Raw genomic sequence first — 3,546 nt, 5'->3', positions numbered from 1 at the left:
GGCTCCATCAGGCAGGCCTGATCCAGCGCCGCGTCGATCAGTTGGTCGCGCAGTTCCTGCTGGGTGCCCAGGTCCATGTACAGCATGCCCATGCGGGTCAGGTCCGGCAGGTTCTTTTCCAGATAACGCACCTGTTCCCGCAAGGCCAGGCGAAACAAGCGGCGCAGGCCGGCTGCATGCACGCGCCGGGCCTCCTGGGGATCGTCGAAAACGTCCAGGTCGCAGGACTCACCGCGGTCGCGCAGTGCCGGATAGCCGATCAGGGACTGCCCACCACGCTGGATTTCCAGCAACTCGGGCAGTTCGCCAAAGGTCCAGGCCGTCAGGCCTTCGTGATCCAGCGCCCGGGCCGCCTGGTGGTCACGAGAAGCCAGCTGCTGGAAAGAAGCCTGGGCCTGGCGGCCATGCTCGGCGCGCAACTGGTCCAGGCTGCGTCCGCCCGACAGCATGCGGCCGTGCTCATCGACCACCTTGAAATTCATGAACAGATGCGGCGGCAGGGTTTCGAGCTTGAAATCGGTGGCCTGGACGCGCACCCGGCACTGGGCCCAGATATCCTGCGCCAGCGCATCGAGCAGGCCCATGCCGGGATCGGCGGCGCGCTCGAACCAGCGTTCATGAAAACCGGCCGCATAGTCGGGCAGCGGCACGCAATGGCGACGCAGTTTCTGTGGCAGGGATTTCAGCAACAGATGGGCTTTTTCCTTGAGCATGCCGGGCACCAGCCATTCACAGCGTGCGGCATCGATCTGGTTGAGCGCGAACAGCGGCACGGTCAGCGTCATGCCGTCGCGCGGCGAACCAGGCTCGAAATGGTAGTCCACCGCCAGTTCGGTCCCAGCCCAGGCCAGGCGACGCGGAAAGACGTCCGTCGTGACGCCGGCGGCATCGTGGCGCATGAGTTCGTCACGGCTCAGATTCAGCCGCGCGGCGGCCTCGGCATCCAGACTCTTGAACCAGGCTTCCAGCGTGGCCGTCTGGCAGACATCCGCAGGAATCCGGCTATCGTAGAAACCATGGATCAGCGCATCGTCCACCAAGATATCAGGACGGCGGCTTTGATGTTCGAGCCGCTCGATGGACGCGATCAGCCGCCGGTTGTGGACGATGAACGGCAGCTTGCTGTCGATGTCGCCCGGCACCAGAGCATCCCGGATGAAGATTTCCCGCGCGGCCTTGGGGTCGATGCGGCCATAGTGCACACGGCGTCCGCTGTAGACCGGCAGGCCGTGCACCGTGCCCCGTTCGTTGGCCACGACCTGGCCGGCCTTTTTTTCCCAGCGCGGATCGGACCAGGCGCGCTTGAGCAGATGCGCGCCCGCGCGCTCGACCCAGGCGGGCTCGATCTGCGCCACACAGCGGGCGTACAGGCGTGTGGTTTCCACCAGTTCGGCGGCCAGCACCCAGCGACCGGCCTTTTTCTGCAGAGGCGAGCCGGGGTGGATGGCAAAGCGGATGTCGCGTGCGCCCTGGTACAGGCCGCCGTCCTCGGATTTCATGCCGATATTGCCCAGCAACCCAGCCAGCAGCGCCCCATGGATCTGCTCGCGCGTGGCCGGGGTCTGGTTCAGACGCCAGCCCTGTTCCCGCGCCAGGGCCAGCAATTGCGTGTGCGTGTCATGCCATTCGCGCAAGCGGATGGGCGACAGGAATTTGGCGCGAATCTGTTCGACCAGCTTGCGCTGGGAGGCCTTGTGCGCAACCTGATCGCCATACCACTGCCACAGCTTCAGCCAGGCGAGAAATTCGGACTGCTTGTCGTTGAACTGGGCATGGGCATGGTCGGCAGCCTCACGCGCCTGCATGGGACGGTCGCGCGGGTCCTGGACCGACAGGGCCGAGGCAATGACGAGGATTTCCGTCAGGCATTGGTGTTCATGCGCGGCAAAGATCATGCGTGCAATCCGCGGATCGACCGGCAGTTTCGCCAGGACGCGACCCACGGCGGTCAGGCGATTGTTCTCGTCGAGCGCGCCCAGTTCCTGCAGCAGCTGGTAGCCGTCGGCGATGGCCCGCCCTGTCGGCGGATCGACGAACGGAAAGGCCTCGATGTCATCGAGCCGCAGCGATTTCATCCGCAGGATGACGGACGCCAGGGACGAACGCAGGATTTCCGGATCCGTGAAGGCTGGGCGCTGCTTGAAATCGTCTTCGGCAAACAGGCGCACACACACCCCCGGCCCCAGGCGGCCGCAGCGGCCGGCGCGCTGGTTGGCCGAGGCCTGGCTGATCGGTTCGATGCGCAGCTGCTCGACCTTGCTGCGCCAGGAATATCGCTTGATGCGCGCCAGGCCGCTGTCCACGACATAACGGATGCCGGGCACCGTCAGCGACGTTTCCGCCACATTGGTCGCCAGCACGATGCGCCGGGCATTGCCGCGCGGATGGAAGATCTGTTCCTGCTCGGCACGTGACAGCCGCGCATACAGCGGCAACACCAGGGCACCAGCCGGGTGGCGCTTGCGCAGGGCCTCGGCACATTCGCGGATTTCACGCTCACCGGGCAGGAAAACCAGCACGTCGCCCGTGCCATGACGGGCGCACTCGTCCACACCGTCCACGACCGCGTCGACCAGGTCGCGTTCCTCGTCCCCCTGCCCCGGCCTGCGGCCAGCGGGATTGTCATCGTCATCCTGACGCACGGGACGATAGCGCAACTCGACGGGAAACAGTCGCCCCGAAACCTGGATTACCGGCGCCGGCCGTTCCGGCGAGCCAAAATGCCGGGCAAAGCGCTCGGCATCGATGGTGGCCGAGGTGATGATCAGCTTCAGGTCCTTGCGGCGCGTCAGCAGGCGTTTCAGGAAACCCAGCAGGAAATCGATGTTCAGGCTGCGCTCGTGCGCCTCGTCGATGATCAGGGTGTCGTAGCGGCGCAGCAGGGGATCGCGCTGGGTTTCGGCCAGCAGAATGCCGTCGGTCATCAGCTTGATGGCCGTCGCCGGACCGGCCCGTTCGGAAAAGCGGATCTGGTAGCCCACCCAGTCGCCAAGTTCCGTGCGCAGTTCCTCGGCCACGCGCTGGGCAACAGAAGTCGCCGCCAGGCGGCGCGGCTGGGTATGGCCGATCATCCCGGCGCGACCTCGGCCCAGTTCCAGGCAGATCTTGGGCAGCTGGGTGGTCTTGCCCGAACCGGTCTCGCCGCAAACGATGACCACCGGGTGGTCGGCAATGGCGCGCGCGATTTCCTGGCGGCAGGCACTGACGGGCAGGTCTTCCGGATACTGGATGAGGGGCAGGGGTCGATCACCGGCGCCGGATGGCGGACGTGGCGGCACGGACCGGGCGGGTTCCCGCCGGGCCGATTGCGATGGTTTTTCTGGCATAGGGTCAGGAAACAGGCAATCGCTCATTATAATTTCGCTATCGCAAGAAACCGAGGCCCACCCCCCGCCCGCCATGAGCCCCACCGAAATCGACACCTATTCCGCCCAGGACGCCCCCGAATTCGCTCCCGCGCAGTTCGTGCGATGGTTCCGCGAGGTCGCGCCGTATGTGCATGACTTCCGTGGCAAGACCTTCGTCGTGGCCTTCGGCGGCGAACTG

Annotated in this window: 1 protein-coding gene and 1 pseudogene; one reads left to right on the top strand and one right to left on the bottom strand. The window is 65.6% G+C overall.

Annotated features, from left to right (window positions below):
* A partial coding sequence (hrpA, locus tag RBR29_RS11140; RefSeq protein ID WP_320349302.1) for an ATP-dependent RNA helicase HrpA occupies positions 1-3,278 on the bottom strand: 3,278 nt, incomplete at its 3' end.
* A 121-nt stretch (positions 3,279-3,399) separates the two neighbouring features.
* Here hrpA and RBR29_RS11135 point away from each other — a divergent pair.
* Positions 3,400-3,546 (top strand): annotated as a pseudogene (locus tag RBR29_RS11135) (N-acetylglutamate synthase); the annotation flags it as partial.

Origin of the sequence: Castellaniella sp. (assembly GCF_034007085.1) — a bacterium.
GTDB lineage: Bacteria > Pseudomonadota > Gammaproteobacteria > Burkholderiales > Burkholderiaceae_B > Castellaniella.
This window is presented reverse-complemented; position numbering and strand designations above follow the sequence as displayed.